Origin of the sequence: Clostridioides mangenotii TR, assembly GCF_000498755.1 — a bacterium.
Lineage (GTDB): Bacteria > Bacillota > Clostridia > Peptostreptococcales > Peptostreptococcaceae > Metaclostridioides > Metaclostridioides mangenotii_A.
Window position 1 is genome coordinate 1 of sequence record NZ_AXUS01000066.1, and the last position, 1415, is coordinate 1415.

Consider the following 1415-nt stretch of genomic DNA (forward strand, 5'->3'; position numbering starts at 1 on the left):
CTCACATTAATGATTTTGAATATCCAGGATTAATTAAAAACTTAGTTTTACAAACTGCTTTAATACAAAAAGATGGTTTCGATGAAAATATTGCGTGGAATAAAGATGAAAGCTCAGAAGAAATGATTCCAGGAATTATATATGGAGAAGATATGCTTTATGTTTCATCAACTTCAGAATACAAAATTGAACATAGTGGCTTAGTAAATTGGGTTTTCGATGAAAAAGAATTAGACAATATTGTGAAAATAATAAATAGTGACAATAACAAATGTACGCTAAAATCCATGGGTGGCATGAAAACAGTAGGTGAGCAATTTACTTTAATAGCTCAAGATGAAAATAATGAGATTATAGATGTTAAAACTATAACTCTAAGAATGTAGGTGATATTATTAGTATTATTTATGGATTTCCCAATGAAGCTATTATACAAGTTGGAAAAATCTTAATGGAAAATCAAGATTTCGCTAAATTCCTAGTTTATAGTAAAGAATTAAATGATAATATAATGGATTTGCCTGATATTGAAAACACAATTCCGAAGTTGAAAAACAAAAAAGTATTTTTCAATAGACGAGTTGATCAAGTATTAAACGAAGGCGATATTTGGGTATATATTACACTTTATAACTATCTACCATTTTCAAGAAGGTTTGAAAAAAGTAAGGTAATAGATGTAACAAAAATCGAAGTAGGTGTTGTTTGCCATAATAGCTGTAGAGATTCTTTAATCGGTCTTAGAGATGTTGGGTTAATAACATGTGTTTCAAAATTATTAACAAGAAAAAGTCTTGGGATAGGTAATATAACTTTAGATGGAATAAGCCCTTCATATAACATGCCTTCTGAATATACAGGCTTTAGAGGGGTTTTTTCTATTGACCATTTTGGAGAGATATCAGAATGCTAGAGAATTATTACATAACAGGTAAAGATATTGATTTAAGAAAATATAATCTTGGGATTCTACAACAACCAACCATTAACGAACTAATTGATCAAGACATGACTAACAATGATATAGTGAATCCATTTATTGCAGTTGAGAAAATTTATAACAACTTTATGGATTTAGGATTGGATATTGAATGCAGATTTGATTTATCTTATGGTATTGATTATATAATTAAAGATCTTAATGTATTTGAGAAGATGTTACGGACTTTAAAATTAATTTATCAATTAGACAATATAGATAAAGATATAGTATTTGTTAACCCAAGTGAATCAGATGATCTCATTCAGAGATCTTTATTGATTAAGAAGAGAGAAGTTGTAATAAACAAAGATAATTTTGATTTATTAATGGATATTATTTTAGAAATGTTTTATGTCAATAAAAAAGAAGTTATTGAAGATCAAGAAGATGACTGGGTTGAACAGACAGGTACAAAAGAGGAAAGAGAATTAAT

2 protein-coding genes and 1 pseudogene are annotated in these 1415 nt (G+C 27.8%); all 3 read left to right on the forward strand.

Annotated features, from left to right (window positions below):
* Positions 1-386 (forward strand): hypothetical protein (locus T473_RS18735; RefSeq protein ID WP_024622617.1); only part of this gene is annotated, 386 nt, incomplete at its 5' end.
* Positions 387-451: 65 nt separating this feature from the next.
* A complete protein-coding gene (locus tag T473_RS0115565; RefSeq protein ID WP_024620204.1) occupies positions 452-913 on the forward strand; it encodes a hypothetical protein in 462 nt (153 codons plus the stop codon).
* A pseudogene (locus tag T473_RS0115570) lies at positions 907-1415 on the forward strand (hypothetical protein); the annotation flags it as partial. The gene T473_RS0115565 and the pseudogene T473_RS0115570, both read left to right, overlap by 7 nt.

What these genes read in the sequence shown, in the direction of transcription:
- T473_RS0115565 (WP_024620204.1), top strand. Translation starts at nt 452, where the DNA reads ATGGAAAATCAAGATTTCGCTAAATTCCTAGTTTATAGTAAAGAATTA.